This window comes from Nostoc sp. C117 (assembly GCF_043099735.1).
In the GTDB taxonomy this organism is placed as follows: Bacteria; Cyanobacteriota; Cyanobacteriia; order Cyanobacteriales; family Nostocaceae; genus Nostoc.
The window spans coordinates 1,342,164-1,358,324 of the sequence record NZ_CP170991.1; the positions used below are offsets into that span (position 1 = coordinate 1,342,164).

General features: G+C 40.5%; 17 protein-coding genes. 13 read left to right on the forward strand and 4 right to left on the reverse strand.

Annotated elements, in window-relative coordinates; genetic code table 11:
• The first annotated feature begins 153 nt into the window (after positions 1 to 153).
• From ACFG4S_RS06925 to ACFG4S_RS06950, 6 genes are all read left to right on the forward strand, one after another.
• A complete protein-coding gene (locus tag ACFG4S_RS06925) occupies positions 154 to 1,263 on the forward strand; it encodes an NYN domain-containing protein (protein WP_392534090.1) in 1,110 nt (369 codons plus the stop codon).
• Between the two features lie 195 nt (positions 1,264 to 1,458).
• Positions 1,459 to 2,163: an SDR family oxidoreductase gene (locus tag ACFG4S_RS06930; RefSeq protein WP_392534091.1), complete on the forward strand. Its 705-nt coding sequence runs from the start codon at positions 1,459 to 1,461 to the stop codon at positions 2,161 to 2,163.
• A 106-nt stretch (positions 2,164 to 2,269) separates the two neighbouring features.
• Entirely contained in the window at positions 2,270 to 3,421 is a 1,152-nt protein-coding gene (hppD, locus tag ACFG4S_RS06935) for a 4-hydroxyphenylpyruvate dioxygenase (RefSeq protein ID WP_392534092.1), read from the forward strand.
• Entirely contained in the window at positions 3,418 to 3,576 is a 159-nt protein-coding gene (locus ACFG4S_RS06940) for a hypothetical protein (protein WP_392534093.1), read from the forward strand. The genes hppD and ACFG4S_RS06940 overlap by 4 nt, the downstream gene beginning before the upstream one ends.
• Positions 3,577 to 3,659: 83 nt before the next feature.
• Entirely contained in the window at positions 3,660 to 3,926 is a 267-nt protein-coding gene (locus tag ACFG4S_RS06945) for a GNAT family N-acetyltransferase (RefSeq protein ID WP_392534094.1), read from the forward strand.
• 77 nt (positions 3,927 to 4,003) lie between these two features.
• Positions 4,004 to 4,696: an HAD family hydrolase gene (locus ACFG4S_RS06950; RefSeq protein WP_392534095.1), complete on the forward strand. Its 693-nt coding sequence runs from the start codon at positions 4,004 to 4,006 to the stop codon at positions 4,694 to 4,696.
• A gap of 139 nt (positions 4,697 to 4,835) precedes the next feature.
• Here ACFG4S_RS06950 and ACFG4S_RS06955 read toward each other — a convergent pair whose 3' ends face one another.
• The 3 genes from ACFG4S_RS06955 to pdxA all read right to left on the reverse strand — a co-directional run bounded on the left by ACFG4S_RS06955 (position 4,836) and on the right by pdxA (position 6,934).
• Positions 4,836 to 5,333: a hypothetical protein gene (locus ACFG4S_RS06955; protein WP_392534096.1), complete on the reverse strand. Its 498-nt coding sequence runs from the start codon at positions 5,331 to 5,333 to the stop codon at positions 4,836 to 4,838.
• 217 nt (positions 5,334 to 5,550) lie between these two features.
• Positions 5,551 to 5,691: a hypothetical protein gene (locus ACFG4S_RS06960; protein WP_392534097.1), complete on the reverse strand. Its 141-nt coding sequence runs from the start codon at positions 5,689 to 5,691 to the stop codon at positions 5,551 to 5,553.
• 139 nt (positions 5,692 to 5,830) lie between these two features.
• On the reverse strand, positions 5,831 to 6,934 hold the full coding sequence (gene pdxA / locus ACFG4S_RS06965; protein ID WP_392534098.1) for a 4-hydroxythreonine-4-phosphate dehydrogenase PdxA: 1,104 nt from the start codon (positions 6,932 to 6,934) through the stop codon (positions 5,831 to 5,833).
• A 210-nt stretch (positions 6,935 to 7,144) separates the two neighbouring features.
• Between pdxA and ACFG4S_RS06970 the strand changes: the two genes are divergently transcribed.
• The 6 genes from ACFG4S_RS06970 (at position 7,145) to ACFG4S_RS06995 (ending at position 12,177) form a co-directional block, all read left to right on the forward strand.
• Positions 7,145 to 7,249, forward strand: coding sequence for a PetM family cytochrome b6-f complex subunit 7 (locus tag ACFG4S_RS06970; RefSeq protein ID WP_094344256.1), 105 nt, complete (start codon positions 7,145 to 7,147; stop codon positions 7,247 to 7,249).
• A gap of 319 nt (positions 7,250 to 7,568) precedes the next feature.
• Positions 7,569 to 8,567 (forward strand): SDR family oxidoreductase, encoded by a 999-nt coding sequence (locus ACFG4S_RS06975; RefSeq protein ID WP_392534099.1) that lies wholly within the window; start codon positions 7,569 to 7,571, stop codon positions 8,565 to 8,567.
• Between the two features lie 130 nt (positions 8,568 to 8,697).
• Positions 8,698 to 9,615 carry an NAD(+) kinase gene (locus tag ACFG4S_RS06980; protein ID WP_392534100.1) on the forward strand — a complete coding sequence of 306 codons (918 nt, stop codon included), beginning with the start codon at positions 8,698 to 8,700 and terminating at the stop codon, positions 9,613 to 9,615.
• Positions 9,616 to 9,943: 328 nt separating this feature from the next.
• A complete protein-coding gene (nblR, locus tag ACFG4S_RS06985; RefSeq protein WP_392534101.1) occupies positions 9,944 to 10,630 on the forward strand; it encodes a response regulator transcription factor NblR in 687 nt (228 codons plus the stop codon).
• Positions 10,631 to 10,958: 328 nt separating this feature from the next.
• The gene (locus ACFG4S_RS06990; RefSeq protein WP_392534102.1) at positions 10,959 to 11,474 is read left to right on the forward strand and encodes a DUF192 domain-containing protein; all 516 of its coding nucleotides are present in this window, start codon (positions 10,959 to 10,961) and stop codon (positions 11,472 to 11,474) included.
• A 475-nt stretch (positions 11,475 to 11,949) separates the two neighbouring features.
• Positions 11,950 to 12,177, forward strand: a complete 228-nt coding sequence (locus ACFG4S_RS06995; RefSeq protein ID WP_392534103.1) for a DUF2949 domain-containing protein — start codon at positions 11,950 to 11,952, stop codon at positions 12,175 to 12,177.
• Between the two features lie 396 nt (positions 12,178 to 12,573).
• On the opposite strand, the gene ACFG4S_RS07000 is transcribed toward ACFG4S_RS06995, so the two are convergent.
• Positions 12,574 to 13,725 carry a pyridoxal-phosphate-dependent aminotransferase family protein gene (locus ACFG4S_RS07000; RefSeq protein WP_392534104.1) on the reverse strand — a complete coding sequence of 384 codons (1,152 nt, stop codon included), beginning with the start codon at positions 13,723 to 13,725 and terminating at the stop codon, positions 12,574 to 12,576.
• Between the two features lie 978 nt (positions 13,726 to 14,703).
• Here ACFG4S_RS07000 and chlP point away from each other — a divergent pair.
• The gene (gene chlP, locus ACFG4S_RS07005) at positions 14,704 to 15,924 is read left to right on the forward strand and encodes a geranylgeranyl reductase (protein WP_392534105.1); all 1,221 of its coding nucleotides are present in this window, start codon (positions 14,704 to 14,706) and stop codon (positions 15,922 to 15,924) included.
• The last annotated feature ends 237 nt before the right edge of the window (positions 15,925 to 16,161 follow it).

Here is a 16,161-nt window from a genome sequence, read left to right on the forward strand (position 1 = left end):
TGCGAATCTACTTCATATCGTAAAAATGGTCGTAGGAATGACAAGCAGAATTACCTCTGCAAGAGTTGTGGTAAACAATTTATTGAGCCTATATTCCCTCGCGTGTTGGAAAGTGACTTGCTTGCTAAGGGCAATGGACACAATCAACTATCTATGCCTGAAGCTGGAGAACTCCCTTTAGTAAAAGAACTAGCAGAAGAAAAATCTACTGAAAAAAGCCTGAGCTATTTATTAGCTGAAGAATTAATGCAAACTATATTATCACCTGATTGGTTAGAATCTGTTGCGTTAAGTCAATTTATCCAAAAAATTCAGGAAAAAACGCAAATTAAGCATCAATTAGAAACAGGAATATCTCTTTTACTTTTGGATGCAGAAAACTTAAAATTAGATATTAATTCCGAATCATTTTTAGCTAGTGTATGTGAATATCCTCTCAAAGTTAAAATAGCATTTGCTAATTGGAAAAATTCAAGTATTGGTAAGCAGGATATTGAACTATATAATCGTGGATATCAACTGGTTCATGTCCCTGGAGGTAAGGATAGTGCTGATGCAAAAATGATTGCATTTGGTGCTTGTATCTTACGCTCTTATCCAACAGTTGCAGAAATCTTAGTCTGTTCTGGTGATGGAATTTTGATGCACCTCTGTAACGAACTTCAAAATCAGGGATTGATTGTCTATTGGGTACATAGACAAGGACAAAGTTTGCATATAGAAAATCGTAATACTGGCAAATTAACTCATTATTCTATAACAATGACCACAGAAGTTCCATCTTTGGAAAAAGTGGTCGATCAAATTCAAGATTTAATTAAAAATGAACAAGATTCAATCAATAGTCGATTACAAAGTTTAGCAGCTATTGCCAGTTTATTTGAAGAAAGATGCAACATCAATTATACTCATCATCAAAAACAACCACAACATGAAGAAATAACTTCTATTTCACAGGAGTTATCTAGACAATTTATTAAAGATGGTAAAAAAGAATATTTTGGTCAATTTTGTGATGGCGAAACATTAGATAAATTCATGTTAGAAATTATTCAGGATATCAAAATAAAGTCTCCCAATACTAAAGTATCTATCTCAAAGTTAGGTACACAGATACAGAAAATAACCGGAGAATCTCCTAATGCAATTGTTAAAAAATTAAAGTTAGGTGCTAATTTTACTAAATATTTAGAATCATCTCCAGCATTTACATTAAAGGCAAGTGGTAGAGAATATGAAGTAACACCAGTACTCTTTGAGTAAGTACTTTCTGGATACCTACTACTGGTCTGTCGCAAAGGTTTTGAGAGGTTTGTAGTCAGCACTTGAGTGCTTGAAAAATCAAAGACTAAAGTCTAACTTATTTACCCAGCATACTTATCTTGACAGGCTACACTGACAACTTCAGTCCATAATTAAGTATTATGTAAAAAGATGTAAAGAAATGTAACTTTAAAAATGCAGGATAAAGTCGTTGTTATTGTCGGTGCTACTGGTGGTATTGGTTCAGCTTTAACACGCAAACTTGCGCCTACTGGAGTACGGTTGGTACTGGCTGCTAGAGATGCGGTTCGTTTAACCACACTGGCTGCGGATTTCCCAGGGGAAGTTTTGACCGTTCCCACGGATATTACTGACCCCCAACAAGTAGATACTTTGATAGAAAAAACTGTTGCTGAGTTTGGTCAAATCGATATTTTAGTGAATGCAGCTGGTGCTGGTATACTCAAGCCTTACAACAGCCTGGAACCTGCTGATTTAGACAAGATGCTAGATGTCAACTTAAAAGGCAGCTTTTACACTACTCAAGCGGCGGCGGAAGAAATGCAAAAGCGCAAATCGGGTCACATCTGTAACGTGGTAGGAATTCTTGGTAAGCATTCGATGGGGATGGCGGCGGCTTATTCTGCTTCTAAGTTTGGTGTTGTCGGTTTCAGCAAGTGCATGGCAGAAGAACTTAAACGTTTTGGTATCAAGTTCACGCTATTCTACTTTGGTGGGGTAGATTCTCCTTTCTGGGATAACGTCACCTTAAAAGTAGACCGGAAAAAAATGCTTAGTCCTGAAACTGCTGCCAATGCGATTTTTTTCGCTCTTTCTGCCGAACCGCAAGCTGTACCAATGGAAATTAACATTCAACCTGATAGTCATATGTTCTTTTAGAGTGGCAGTACGTCTACATAATTCTTGCTTAGGAAGGACGTGAAAATCTAGCAAAAAAGGCAAAATTTACAGATATATAAACTTTTATGCTGGATTTTCCGTATCTATGAAAATTGATCACGTTCATTTCTATGTAGAAGACGCCAAAGTATGGCGGGATTGGTTTGTATACCATCTTGGTTTTGAACCAGTAGCCGATCGCCTTAGTTCATTTCACACTTGTACAGAAGTAGTCAAAAGTGGTGATGTCTGCTTTTTTCTGTCTTCACCACTGTTACCCACAAGTCCAGTAGCTGAGTTTCTGCGTCAATATCCGCCTGGTGTTGCAGACGTTGCTTTTGCTGTGGAAGATGTAGAAGCAGCGATCGCTCTTGCTCAAAAACACGGTGCCACAGTCCTACAACCCATCCAGGAAAAGAATTTAGGTACAGCATCCCTTAAGTGGAGCAAAATTGCCGCTTGGGGTGGATTGACTCATACGCTGATAGAAAGAGAAGTAGGAGGAGATGGGGAGGCTAGACGTGGGGACGCACTGAAAGAAGAGGCTAAGAGGCAGACGGTAGGGTGTACAGGAGACGAATTTTCCACCTGCTCACTGCTGACTGCTTCTTGTGTTACCACATCCTCTTTAATTACCGCCATAGACCACATCGTATTGAACGTAGCAATTGGTGAATTAGAAAGTGCTGTTACTTGGTATGAAAAGATCCTCAATTTTCAACCCCAGCAAGTATTTAAAATTAAAACCGATCGCTCTGCTTTACACAGCCAAGTAATGGTTTCGCGCAACGGCAAAGTCCAATTGCCAATTAATGAACCAGCTTCTAGCAACTCCCAAATTCAAGAATTTTTAGATGTCAACCGGGGACCAGGTATTCAACATATTGCTTTGCGGACACCTAATCTTGTAAGTGCGATCGCCAAATTTCGTGCCAATGGTCTATCCTTGCTCTCAGTTCCCCAAAGTTATTACACCCAACTACAACAGCGTCCAGGACTTCCATTATCAGTTTTAGAACTTGAGGCGATCGCCCAACAAGAAATTTTGGTGGACTGGAAAGAATATACTCCTGTAGAAGGAGGACATCCTGCACCCTTATTACTGCAAATTTTTACCCAGCCAATTTTTGAACAGCCGACATTTTTCTTTGAGTTTATTGAACGGCGTTTTCAAGCTCAAGGTTTTGGCGAAGGTAACTTTCGCGCCTTATTTGAAGCGATTGAAAGCGAACAAATTAAACGTGGTACTTTGCAATGATGCCTGAGTACAAAATATCAATTGAAATTCAGCCAGAATCCAAAGAAGTTGACTTTGTAGACAAGCAACTTCACGAATTTAATGTAGGCAAGATTAGACCTCTTGCAAAAGTGCTTTTTGCAAGAGGTGGGAAAAGGGAAAAGGTTAAAGGGTAAAGGGTAAAGGTTAAAAGTTTTTTCTTTCCCCTTTCCCTTTCCCCATTACCCTTTAACCTTTCCCCAGACCAAAAGGGAGATTATTGGGTTTAACCGAAAAGTATTGTATCGGTACTCTCTGGATTAGAGAATATTTGAGAGGTGATGGATATGGAAAAGCACTTCTTTTAGCAGCAGAGCAAGAGGCTGTTAATCGTGGTTGCTTAAATGCATATGTTTTTACTTATAGCTTCCAATCTCCTCGATTTTATCAGCACTTGGGCTATGAAGTTTTTGGAGAGTTAGAGGATTTTCCTCCAGGTCATCGTCGATACTTTTTGAAAAAGTGTTTACAAAAAATGCCTAGCTAAATGAATAGTGCAGATTCTTGGTCTAAAAATAGCCACATAGCTGCGATAATTTTAATGAAAATTAACATTTTGCGGCGATGCTAAGACTGATTACTGACTTCGACGGGCCAATTATTGATGTTTCCGAACGGTACTATCGCGTTTATCAATTTTGCTTAGAAAAAACCCGTCGTCCAGACCAAGTGGTGCAAGAACTTCCCAAAGCAGAGTTTTGGCAGTTAAAGCGTAAGCGTGTTCCCGAAAAACAAATTGCCTTAAATTCTGGCTTAGACGAAGCCCAAGCACAAGAATTTGACCAATTGCGGCGGCAAACTGTGCATACACAACCTTACTTTGAGTATGACATTCTTTCACTTGGTGCGGTGGATGCACTGTTAAAAATTCAACAAGCTGGAGTTGATTTGGCAGTTATGACCATGCGCCGAGTTCGGGAATTAGATTATGCTTTCCAAAAATACGATTTAGCGAGATTTTTCGCGGAAAATCGTTGTTATTGTCTTAGTAATGACTATGTGAAAACTCGTGACATCGAAGATAAACCCTTGTTGATGGCCAGAGCATTAGAAGAACTACCTCCTGCTGCTGATACTTGGATGGTGGGAGATACAGAAGCAGACATCACCGCGGCAAAAACCCACGGTGTAAAGGTGATGGCTGTGGAATCTGGAATCCGCGATCGCACTCAATTAGAACTTTATCATCCCGACTTAATCGTTAAAGACTTAAGTGCTGCTGTAGATTTAATTCTAGAGCCTAAAGGTTTGATCTAGAATTAGTGCGATCGCTTATCATCTGACCGTTACCTAAATATTTTTACTGAGGCTTGACTGTATAACTGAGGTTAATTTAGGACATTAATACCAAACTGACTCGGTGATTTTGTGCTTACATGAAAAGGATTACATAAGTTTAGAACCGTAGATCCTGTGAATTAATCCGGCGAAAGGACAAAGACCAGCGATCAGATACAATCGGAAGTAGTTCATGGTGAAGATTAGAATAAAACTTGATAACCTGACTATCTTCAAGGTGATATTTATTACTATACCCTTGAGTATCAATGCAGAAAGTAGCACGTCCAATATTGACTAGTGCTACCAGAGGTTCAAAAGCGCGGTGGTCACGGTGTCGTTTCATGCCAACACCTGGAGGATAATGGCAGAGTAAGGCAGAATTCCATCCTGGAAGAATGCGATCGCCAAGTCGATTAACCCTCGCATCCCAGTGTCCTTTCTTGATTTTCGCATTAGGCTTTAGTAATATTACCTCGTATCCAAACCATTTGTGAGTTCGATCAAAAGCAACCCGACTAGAAGACATTGACTTCATGCCAAATTGATGATTAGTCCAATCATGAAGACTTTGAAGGTCAGTACGAACGTATCCAATAGTTATATCGGAATTCATTATTAACTCCTAAAAATCAAAATTCATTAATCCAAAGTGAAAAAAAGGAAGAGCTGATTCGTAAAGAAAATCTTAAGGAGACTCAACTCATTACTAGGTTTAAGTTTCAGCGAATAAGTGCTGTATTAACTAAAATTCCTGAAACCCTTACAAGGTAAGTATTTTACTTGAGTTTACAAATTAGCTCTAACTCAGCTTCATAAATGCTTCCGTCGTCTCAGCTAATGGTTGCAAAGCCTTTAAGTTTCCGCCACCGTCCTGAACCATAAGTTTTACGCAAGCGTTCGAGTTCACGAATGGAGTTACCGACAGCAATTATTTCAATATTGGTGATGTCTCCGACAATTTCAAAATTCAAGTAAGCATTACTCCTAGTAAATATTGCAACAAAGAACTTTTAACCAAATCGGATAAGGTTTTTTGATGAAAATTATACATAACAAAGACGCGATAAATCGCTGTCTCTACAAAGGACTAATTCTTGTAAAGACGGCGATTTATCGCGTCTCTTGCCTTAACCGAACCGTATTGACTGCCAACCTTTGATTAACTAACTCAGCCGCTAAATGTATCGCTGCTTTCATACTCGTAGCATCAGCAATTCCCTTACCGGCAATATCAAACGCTGTTCCATGATCGGGTGAAGTCCGCACAAAAGGAAGCCCAATAGTAGTATTCACAGCGCGGTCAAATGCCATCAACTTTACAGGAATTAAACCTTGGTCGTGGTAAAGTGCCAAATACCCATCAGCCGGATTTTGGATGTGAGAATTTCCATACCAGGCTTGACCAGGCTTAACCCACATGGTATCTGGCGGTATCGGTCCATCTAATTGCAATTGTGGTCTATTTTGCCGCTCTTGCTCCAACCAGGGAATTAACCAATCTTGTTCTTCACGTCCCAATTGTCCCTGTTCGCCACTGTGTGGATTTAAACCTGCGATCGCTATTCTCGCTTTTTTTATCCCAAAGTCTTTCTCCAAGCACTCCACCAGCAAATCTAATTTTTGTGTCAACAACTGCGGTGTTAATGTATCGGCTACTTGACTTAGAGGAATATGTGTGGTAGCCAGTATTGCACGAAGTATCCAATTAGTATGGGGCGATCGCGCTACAAATAACATTCCAAAACGGTTAACACCCGATTTTTCGGCTAAAAGCTCGGTTTGTCCGGGATAATTATACCCTGCGGCTTTCCAAGCAGATTTAGCGATGGGTCCTGTGACAATACCATCAAAATTACCAGCGAGTGTTTTGGCGATCGCATATTCCATATAAGCAAAACTAGCTGCACCACTGGCCGCATTACCTATTCCTGGGATAATTTCACGTTTAATTTCCTCATTTAACTGCACATCAATTATTGAGAGGCGATCGGGATTTGCCAAAGGTGGTAAATTCTCAGTTAAATTCAAGTTGTGATAAGTCTGTGCCACCAAATCTCGGTTACCAATCACAGTAACGTCGTATTTTTTACTAATTTCCGGATCTGCTAAAGCTTTTAAAATTACCTCTGTCCCAATTCCCGCCGGATCTCCCACCGTCAGCGCCAAACGCGGAAGATTTTCTTTGTCCAAATTTACTAAATTATCTTGATACATAAAATTTCTTCATAATGAATGATGAACTTTTCTCTCATCTTTCTGATCTCTATCATCTGTCTGCACAGTAAGGATTACCTGCTAAATCAGTAGAGATTACCCGCTAAACTAGTTTAAAATTATTTACACAGGTCTAATGCCACAGCAACTAATGAAAAGCTTCCGGTAGACCTAGTTTACACACCATTTTGCATAAGGAGAATCACACCAATGGGCGGCGAAATTTTGAATGCAGCTCTATTGTCTTTCGGTTTAATCTTCGTAGGTTGGGGCTTAGGCGCGTTGTTACTCAAGATTCAGGGCACAGAAGAATAGTTGAATGCTGAGTGCTGACTTAATGAGTTAACGCGATGTGTAACTTTCTTTTGTTCCCCCCTTAAGAAGGGGGGCTAAGAAAAACTTGCACACGGCGTGAGTTATTATTCTTATTCTTGTCTCCCCATTCCCCATCCCCCATTTCCCATTCTCTTTTTCATCCCTAACTAGGAAAAAAAGTTGTTCGCTAATCGGACAGCTTTTTTCTCATGAGTCTCTCCGATAAATTAATTTTCTTAAAAAAGATGTAAACTTTTGTTTACATAGGTTATTCTAATAACATTCTTTTCATAAAAAATTAAGATATATTACGACCCTCATGACATTATTAATCGTCGGTGCCACTGGCACCTTAGGAAGACAAGTGGCTCGTCGTGCTATCGATGAGGGATATAAAGTACGCTGTCTTGTCCGCAGCAGTAAAAAAGCAGCTTTTTTGAAAGAATGGGGTGCAGAACTCGTACCGGGAAATTTGCGTTACCCCGACACCCTCGCAGAAGCATTACAAGGTGTCACCCAAGTCATTGATGCCTCAACATCTCGCCCGACAGATTCCCTAAGCATCAAACAAGTGGACTGGGACGGCAAAGTAGCATTGATTCAAGCAGCAATTGCAGCAGGTGTAGAGCATTTTATCTTCTTTTCAATTTTGGATGCCGAGAAATACCCAGAAGTGCCGCTGATGGAAATTAAGCGGTGTACAGAACTTTACCTGGCAGAATCTGGCTTGAATTATACCATCTTGCGGCTAGCTGGTTTTATGCAAGGGTTAATCGGTCAATACGGGATTCCCATTTTGGAAGCACAACCAGTTTGGGTGACTGGCAATTCTTCTCCTATCGCTTACATGGATACTCAGGACATTGCTAAATTTGCTATTCGCGCCTTGAGTGTGCCAGAAACCCAAAACCAAGCTTTTCCTGTAGTTGGTACTCGTGCATGGAGTGCCGAAGAAATCATCAACCTGTGCGAACGCTTATCTGGAAAAGAAGCCAGAGTAACGCGGATGCCAATAAATGTACTGCGTGCTGTGCGTGGCTTAATGCGCTTCTTTCAGTGGGGATGGAACATAGCAGACAGGCTGGCGTTTACAGAAGTATTGGCTAGTGGTAGACAGTTAAATGCTTCAATGGACGAAGTATACACAATATTTGGCTTAGATCAACAACAAACCACAACTCTCGAAAGCTATCTGCAAGAGTACTTCAGCCGAATTATGAAGAAGCTCAAAGAGCTAGACTACGAGAAAAATAAAAGCAAAAAACAGAAGCCGAAAAAAACTCCTTTTAAACAGTCTTCAAAAGTCAATAGTCAATAGTCATTAGTCAAGAGACATTAGTTATTGAAATCTAGATTCTAAACATTAGACTCTAAATTAATGACTACATGGTCAAAAATGTGTAACGATTACAAAATACAGAGCATCGCCTAAACTTGGATATTTGAGTGTGCCGAAAGCAGGCATTATCTATAATGACGTTAAACCGATAGCAAGTCGTGTCGCTATCGAGTTGAAAGACAAGCTAACCGCTGTCGGTTGGAATGTATGTGTAACATCGAGTATTGGTGGGATACTGGGCTACTCTACCCCTGAGAGTCCTGTACGCCACACCCCCATAGATGGTCTGACGCCCCCTGGTTTCGACTCAGATATGAAATTTGCAGTCGTGCTAGGAGGAGACGGTACTGTTTTAGCAGCGTCTCGTCAGGTAGCGCCTTGTGGTATTCCACTGTTAACAGTAAATACCGGTCATATGGGATTTTTGACGGAAACTTTCCTAAATCAATTGCCCCAAGCACTAGAGCAAACGATGGCGGGTGAGTATGAAATTGAAGAACGAGCCATGCTCACCGTCAAAGTGTTTCGGGGAGATTCAGTGCTATGGGAAGCTCTCTGCTTGAATGAAATGGTTCTGCATCGGGAACCTTTGACCTCTATGTGCCATTTTGAAATTGCCATAGGGCGTCATGCGCCAGTAGATATTGCAGCGGATGGTGTAATTGTTTCTACGCCTACTGGTTCCACAGCTTACTCATTGAGTGCTGGTGGTCCGGTAGTAACTCCTGGTATACCTGCTTTACAGCTAGTACCCATTTGTCCACATTCCCTAGCCTCTAGGGCATTGGTATTTCCAGATACTGAATCTGTCAACATCTACCCAGTCAATATTCCTCGGCTGGTGATGGTGGTGGATGGTAATGGGGGGTGCTATATCCTACCAGAGGATCGAGTATATTTAGAGCGATCGCAATATAGTGTGCGATTTATTCGCTTGCAACCTCCAGAGTTTTTCCGAATTTTGCGGGAAAAACTCGGTTGGGGATTACCACATATCGCCAAACCAACTTCCGTAGAATTGCCGTAATTATTTGGATATTGGGCATTGGGCAAAAGAAGGCAAAGGGGCAGAGGAGAAAGACTTACTATAAATTCCCTCATCTCCCCGATCTTCCCATGCCCCACTTGCAACTCCCCTTCTTCCCGATTTGATACTGGAGGAATGGTATTTGGAGTTAGTTATTAAGATTGCATCCGAGAATTTGATGGGTGATACCTGAATGTGATAAGACATCCTTAGCAGCATGTCAAATCAGGATTGTTCTGTCACACATATTCATAATTGCACTTTTAACTAATGTAAAGACTTTCTCACAAACGTTTTTACAATCCCAAATCCAATATCCCAAATTGTTATGACAGTTGCTCAAAGTCCCTGTGTTTTGGTGATTGAAACCGATGAGAACCTAGCAAATCAGCTGTCTTGCGATTTGCAAGAAGCCGGCTATGAATCAATTTTGGCTCATGATGCGACTAGTGGATTTCAACACTGTCGCGATCGCCAACCTGCTTTAATTGTTTTAGACCGGATGCTGGCTGGAGAATCAGGACTCTCATTGTGCAAAAATCTGAGAAGCATTGGTATGCGATCGCCTGTGTTAATTTTAATGGCAAGGGATACAGTTGACGATCGTGTTGCTTGTCTAGAAGCTGGAGCCGATGATTACATCCTCAAGCCTTACCGCTCAGAAGACTTTTTAAAGTTAATTCGTCTGTACTTAAAACCCGATGTAGATACCACAGAGCAATTACGCTTTGGGGAGTTGATTTTAGACATAGCAACTCGCCGCGCGATACACAACGGACGACCAATTGACCTGACAATGAAGGAATTTGAACTATTAAAATTCTTAATGGAACATCCGCGTGAGGTCTTAACCCGCGAACAAATTCTGGAAAACGTTTGGGGTTACGACTTTCTCGGTGAATCCAATGTAATTGAAGTATACATTCGCTACTTACGTCTAAAAATCGAAGATGAAGGTCAAAAACGCCTCATACAAACAGTGCGAGGTGTCGGATACGTTTTAAGAGAATCATAGTAGCCACTTTCAGGGGCTGACAAAAAATAAATTATTCATCTTGTGGGGTGGGTATGTTTTTTTATTTGTCAGTCTCTTATTACTGCCCAGTCATAAATCTGTAGAGACGTTTCATAAAATCTCTCTACAATATGTTTTTAACCCGCGCAGGAGGGTTTTGACTGTGTAGACACGCTTTGCATTTGCCCTTTTAGACTTCAGTTGACATTTATGCATTAATGTGGTGCGAGATTCATTTACCTAATTCAGATGAGAATCACTATATTCAAATCCAAATCGCTGTAAATTCTGTAAAATTGATATCTAAATTACAAAATCGAAAACTAATATGACTCGTTGGCTAAGTTTGCTCTCGATATTTCTGGGTATTTTGCTAATGGGTTGTTCCATGCCAACAACAGCTATACCTTCCACTCCTACATCTAGTTCTCAAGCTCCAGCACCAAAAAATTTAGGTCAAACACTACCAATTTCTGCTAAAGTAATTGTCCCCAATGGCACGACAATTCAGTTAGAAGTGGCAAAGAGTCCACAAGAGCAACAGATGGGGCTGATGTATCGAGCAGCTTTACCAAATGACCGAGGAATGCTTTTTCCGTTCCGTTCCGCACAACCGGTCAGTTTTTGGATGAAAAATGTACCTGTGGCCTTGGATATGGTATTTCTAAAGAATGGTGTAGTTAAATATATTCAAGCTGCTGCTCCTCCTTGTGCTAGTGAGCCTTGTCCCACCTATGGTCCTAATACACCAATTGACAAGGTGATTGAACTTCGATCTGGAAGAGCTGCCGAATTAAATTTAAAAGTTGGTGATACTGTGAAAATCGACTGGAGCAAGCTCTAATGCTTTCTTTAGAACTAAAGCTATCAACATCTATGTTTTTTTTGTAAAAAATGTCACTTGATGTGGTATAAAAGTCACTTGTAAGGCTACTATTTAAAAACTGTGGTAATAATGTAAAATCCTACCGTATCCAAGCTAAAATCGCAGTTTTAAAGTTTGGTGGCAAAAATATTCCCTTGGGCGTAAGTGTAAATAGTGGCCAATAGGGGAGTATAGGCTATGGAATCTTTGTTGCTACATGTGTAACTAACTAAAACACAGAAGTAAACAAGATGGAGTCAATTTAAATAAGTAAAAATACTGCTTGAATCTCAAGCGGATGATTTGTAGAAAAATTTTTATTTCCCAGACCCTCTATGAAAAGCCTCTTTTTCAGGCAGATCGAGAAAACTGGGTTTAGGTGTATGGCCGATAAAGAAGACAAGTGACAGATAAAATATTGGCTACTGGCTACCAAGTAATGGTGAACTGATATATGACAATACACTCTGCACAAGGAGGTGAGATACAAATGTCACCATCGAAATATTCTCGACTTATTCATTTTTTGCAAGAAGATTTGGCAATTTCTGCAGCTTCCTTAGCAGTGGCGCTTCGCCACCGCGAGCAAGATCCAGGTCCTTTACCCATGATTCTTTGGCAGTATGGGTTGATTACTCTAGAGCAGTTAGAGCAAATTTATGATTGGCTAGAGACAGCATAGTTAGCGAATTTAAAATTCAAATTTAAAAGGGGGAAAGGCGATGGTGTTAGCTTTTTGGCTATTAACTGAATGGAAATTAAAGTGAGGGTAGTTTATGAGTAGCTCATTCAATAGAATGGAGGTATGTTATATCCACTCTAACTTATACAAAGGTTGATATATGAGGAAATTATATCTGGCGTTTTTTAATCATTTACATACAAATAAAAAGAGCGAGTTGATGATTTAACTCGCTCTTTTTATTTGTCATTTGTTCTTTGTAACTAATAGACCTCTTGCAAAAGTGCTTTTTGCAAGAGGTGGGAAAAGGGAAAAGGTTAAAGGGGAAGGTGGGGTCCCACCTTCTCCTTTTCCCGACTTCTGCAAGAAGTCTAATGACCAATGAATGATCGGTGACTATTCTGCAAACACTTTAACTGCTGCTGCGATACCAGAACCAGGGGTGAAGTCTTCATAGCCAAGTTCTCTCAGACTAACTTCTAAGGATGCTATGCAGCTGAGGATATCGCGATCGCTCACAAAACCCAAGTGACCAATGCGGAAAATTTTGTTACTCAGATGGTCTTGACCACCTGCTAAGGCAATATCAAACCGCTTTTTCATCACTGACCGAATTTTATCAGGTTCAATTCCCTGTGGCGCTACAGCTGTAATCGCCGGACTGGCGTAACTATCTCCTGCTAACAGAGGTAAGTTCAATCCTTTAATGGCGGCGCGGGTAGCATTTTTGAGCCGTTCGTGTCTAGCAAATATTGACTCTAAACCTTCTTCTTTCATGATTCGTAACGTCGTGTGCAGCGCTACGATCAAGTTCACAGGCGGCGTAAATGGAGTTGTATTTTTCGCTGTGGCTTTGCGATATTTGCCTAAATCCAAATAATATTTCGGTAGTTTCGCGGTTTTGTAAGCTTCCCAAGCTTTGGGACTGACAGAGACAAAACCCAATCCTGGGGGAATCATATAACCTTTTTGAGAACCGGAGGCGACTATATCCAAGCCCCAAGCATCTACAGGTAGATTGAATGCACCCAAGCTAGTGACGGCATCAACAATAATTAAAGCTTCACCGTGTTCTTTCACATGACGGTTGATGGCTTCTAAGTCATTCAACACACCTGTCGAGGTTTCGCTGTGGGTAATGATTACAGCCTTGATTCCCTTTTGGGTATCTGCTTGGAGTTTTTCGGCGAATACTGTGGGGTCTAAGGGTTTTCCCCATTCAACCTTAACTTCTTCTACATTCAAACCGTAGGCTTGACAGACTTCTACCCAACGTTCGCCAAATTTACCATTAGAACCAACTAAAATGCGATCGCCTGGAGAGAAAAAATTAATTATGCCAGCTTCTACAGCACCCGTACCACTGACATTTAGCATCAGCACATCATTTTGAGTTTGATGCAGCCACTTGAGGTTTTCTGTTACCTCTGCCAATATGTTGCTAAATTCACTAGTGCGGTGTCCAATGGGATGCTTGGCTAATGCCAGTAAGGCAGCTTCTGGCACCGGTGTTGGCCCAGGAATCATCAGCATCAGCTTATCGTTCATGTGTCTATCCTAAAGTCAAATAAAAGTCAAAATTGTCGGAAGTTGGCTAACTCTGGTAGCAAGTTCTAGATTTTTTTCTACAAGTTACACTCAGTTTGTCACCAGTCTTGTTGTGTATTTTCTAAATCCATAGTCAAAGTATCGTGGAAGTTAATCAACGGTCAGCTTGACCTTTGCAATTTCTTTATATGAGACCTTAACTCGAATAATACTTCTGTTCCAGGAAATCTTACCACACACCTAGAACCTCAATTAAGTATTCAAAAATTGTCTTGATTAGGCATAGGGTATGACACATTGGGCATGATACCCTTTATCAAACCCACGATATTTTATTTGCACTCGAATTTAAGCGATCGCCAAGATATTATCAGTTTTTATACTGTATTTATAAATTGCCATCATACTACTTAGTGTAATTTGCTACTCTTTATGATGAATCCTTTTTAACTAGTGTCAGTTGATAAAGTGTCACTCACCAAAACCCTGCTTTTGTCACAAAAGAGATATTCTTAGTTAGTGCAAGGAGTGATACCATTTCACCACGTGTTTGTTACAAGTTATCCCCGCAATACTACTTCCTAAGAAGTGTTGCAGATTTCAAATGTTACATCAAACTAGTGAGTTGGTAAAAACTTATACGGGAAAGCGCTTGAGTGAGCAAAACTCTCAAGTGCTTTTTCGTGTATTGAATGTAACATCTAATTTGTTAAGCATAAAAATAAAAGTTTTAAATTACACATATACATAGAGAGAAACTACTATGTATTAAACCTAAAAATTTTTGGATGTCCCCAATCATTCCATAACGCCAGAAATTTTTGTGATTCCCGAAATTCCTGATTTTCCATGCCGCTTTTTGTATCGAAAAATTAAGGAATATTGCATTTAAGTCAAAACCTGAAGGTAAGGCGGCAAATCACCAGAAAGACCGTGATAGTATGCTCAGGGTAAATGTGAAGATTGGGAGAAAGACCTTTGACACTACGGGTTGCTGTTATTGGGTCAGGCCCTGCTGGTTCATCTGCCGCTGAAACACTGGCTGCCTCTGGGATTGAAACCTATCTGTTTGAGCGGAAGCTAGACAATGCTAAGCCTTGTGGGGGTGCAATTCCCCTGTGTATGGTGAGTGAATTTGACCTACCACCAGAAATTATCGATCGCCGGGTACGGAAGATGAAAATGATTTCGCCTTCCAACCGCGAAGTTGATATCAATCTGGTAAATGAAGAAGAATATATAGGAATGTGCCGCCGGGAAGTGCTGGATGGCTTTTTACGGGATCGTGCGGCAAAACTTGGTGCAAATTTAATTAATGCCACTGTTCATAAACTCGATATACCAGGAAACAATACCGAACCCTATACCATCCATTACGTCGATCATACAGAAAGTGGTGCAGAAGGTATTGCCAAAACCCTAAAAGTGGATGTCATTATTGGGGCAGATGGGGCGAATTCCCGCGTTGCTAAAGAAATGGATGCTGGGGATTATAATTATGCGATCGCTTTTCAAGAGCGGATTCGCTTACCCGCAGACAAAATGGCATACTATAACGACCTCGCGGAAATGTATGTCGGCGATGACGTTTCTACTGATTTCTACGCCTGGGTTTTCCCCAAATACGACCACGTAGCTGTCGGTACTGGCACAATGCAAGTCAATAAAGCCAGCATCAAACAATTACAAGCTGGCATCCGCGCCCGTGCATCCGAAAAGCTGGCAGGTGGTAAAATCATCAAAGTCGAAGCCCACCCCATTCCGGAACATCCCCGTCCCCGTCGTGTTGTTGGTCGCATCGCGTTAGTGGGAGACGCTGCTGGTTACGTTACCAAATCTTCTGGTGAAGGTATTTATTTTGCTGCTAAATCTGGGCGGATGTGTGCCGAAACTATTGTAGAAACATCTAACAGTGGTAGCCGTATTCCTACAGAAGATGACCTCAAAGTTTACCTGAAACGTTGGGATAAAAAATACGGACTCACTTACAAAGTGCTGGACATTTTGCAAAGTGTGTTCTATCGTTCCAACGCTACCCGCGAAGCCTTTGTGGAAATGTGCGATGACCTCGATGTACAGCGGCTAACATTTGATAGCTATCTCTATAAAACAGTTGTCCCAGCTAATCCCATCACCCAACTGAAAATTACTGCCAAAACCATTGCTAGCTTACTTCGTGGTAATGCCCTTGCACCCTAACTGAGTGCTGAAATGTAGAGCAGATAATTCATAAATTATGAATTATCTGCTGTCTTTTAATAAAAAATTAACCTAATATTAACTTGAGAGTTAAAAAATAATCAAGCAAGTTGCTACGTATAATAAATTTACTACGATCGCAAAAGTAAAACTTTGGAATAATTCATAAAATAAGATTAATAAATATAAATTTATGAATAAGATATTGTTAACTATATAAATATTTCATAAAAACTA

Coding starts and splice junctions, on each gene's coding strand:
- ACFG4S_RS06925 (WP_392534090.1), top strand. CDS start 154: ATGCCTGAAGCTGGAGAACTCCCTTTAGTAAAAGAACTAGCAGAAGAA.
- ACFG4S_RS06930 (WP_392534091.1), top strand. CDS start 1,459: ATGCAGGATAAAGTCGTTGTTATTGTCGGTGCTACTGGTGGTATTGGT.
- hppD (WP_392534092.1), top strand. CDS start 2,270: ATGAAAATTGATCACGTTCATTTCTATGTAGAAGACGCCAAAGTATGG.
- ACFG4S_RS06940 (WP_392534093.1), top strand. CDS start 3,418: ATGATGCCTGAGTACAAAATATCAATTGAAATTCAGCCAGAATCCAAA.
- ACFG4S_RS06950 (WP_392534095.1), top strand. CDS start 4,004: ATGCTAAGACTGATTACTGACTTCGACGGGCCAATTATTGATGTTTCC.
- ACFG4S_RS06955 (WP_392534096.1), bottom strand. CDS start 5,333: ATGAATTCCGATATAACTATTGGATACGTTCGTACTGACCTTCAAAGT.
- pdxA (WP_392534098.1), bottom strand. CDS start 6,934: ATGTATCAAGATAATTTAGTAAATTTGGACAAAGAAAATCTTCCGCGT.
- ACFG4S_RS06970 (WP_094344256.1), top strand. CDS start 7,145: ATGGGCGGCGAAATTTTGAATGCAGCTCTATTGTCTTTCGGTTTAATC.
- ACFG4S_RS06975 (WP_392534099.1), top strand. CDS start 7,569: ATGACATTATTAATCGTCGGTGCCACTGGCACCTTAGGAAGACAAGTG.
- nblR (WP_392534101.1), top strand. CDS start 9,944: ATGACAGTTGCTCAAAGTCCCTGTGTTTTGGTGATTGAAACCGATGAG.
- ACFG4S_RS06990 (WP_392534102.1), top strand. CDS start 10,959: ATGACTCGTTGGCTAAGTTTGCTCTCGATATTTCTGGGTATTTTGCTA.
- ACFG4S_RS06995 (WP_392534103.1), top strand. CDS start 11,950: ATGACAATACACTCTGCACAAGGAGGTGAGATACAAATGTCACCATCG.
- ACFG4S_RS07000 (WP_392534104.1), bottom strand. CDS start 13,725: ATGAACGATAAGCTGATGCTGATGATTCCTGGGCCAACACCGGTGCCA.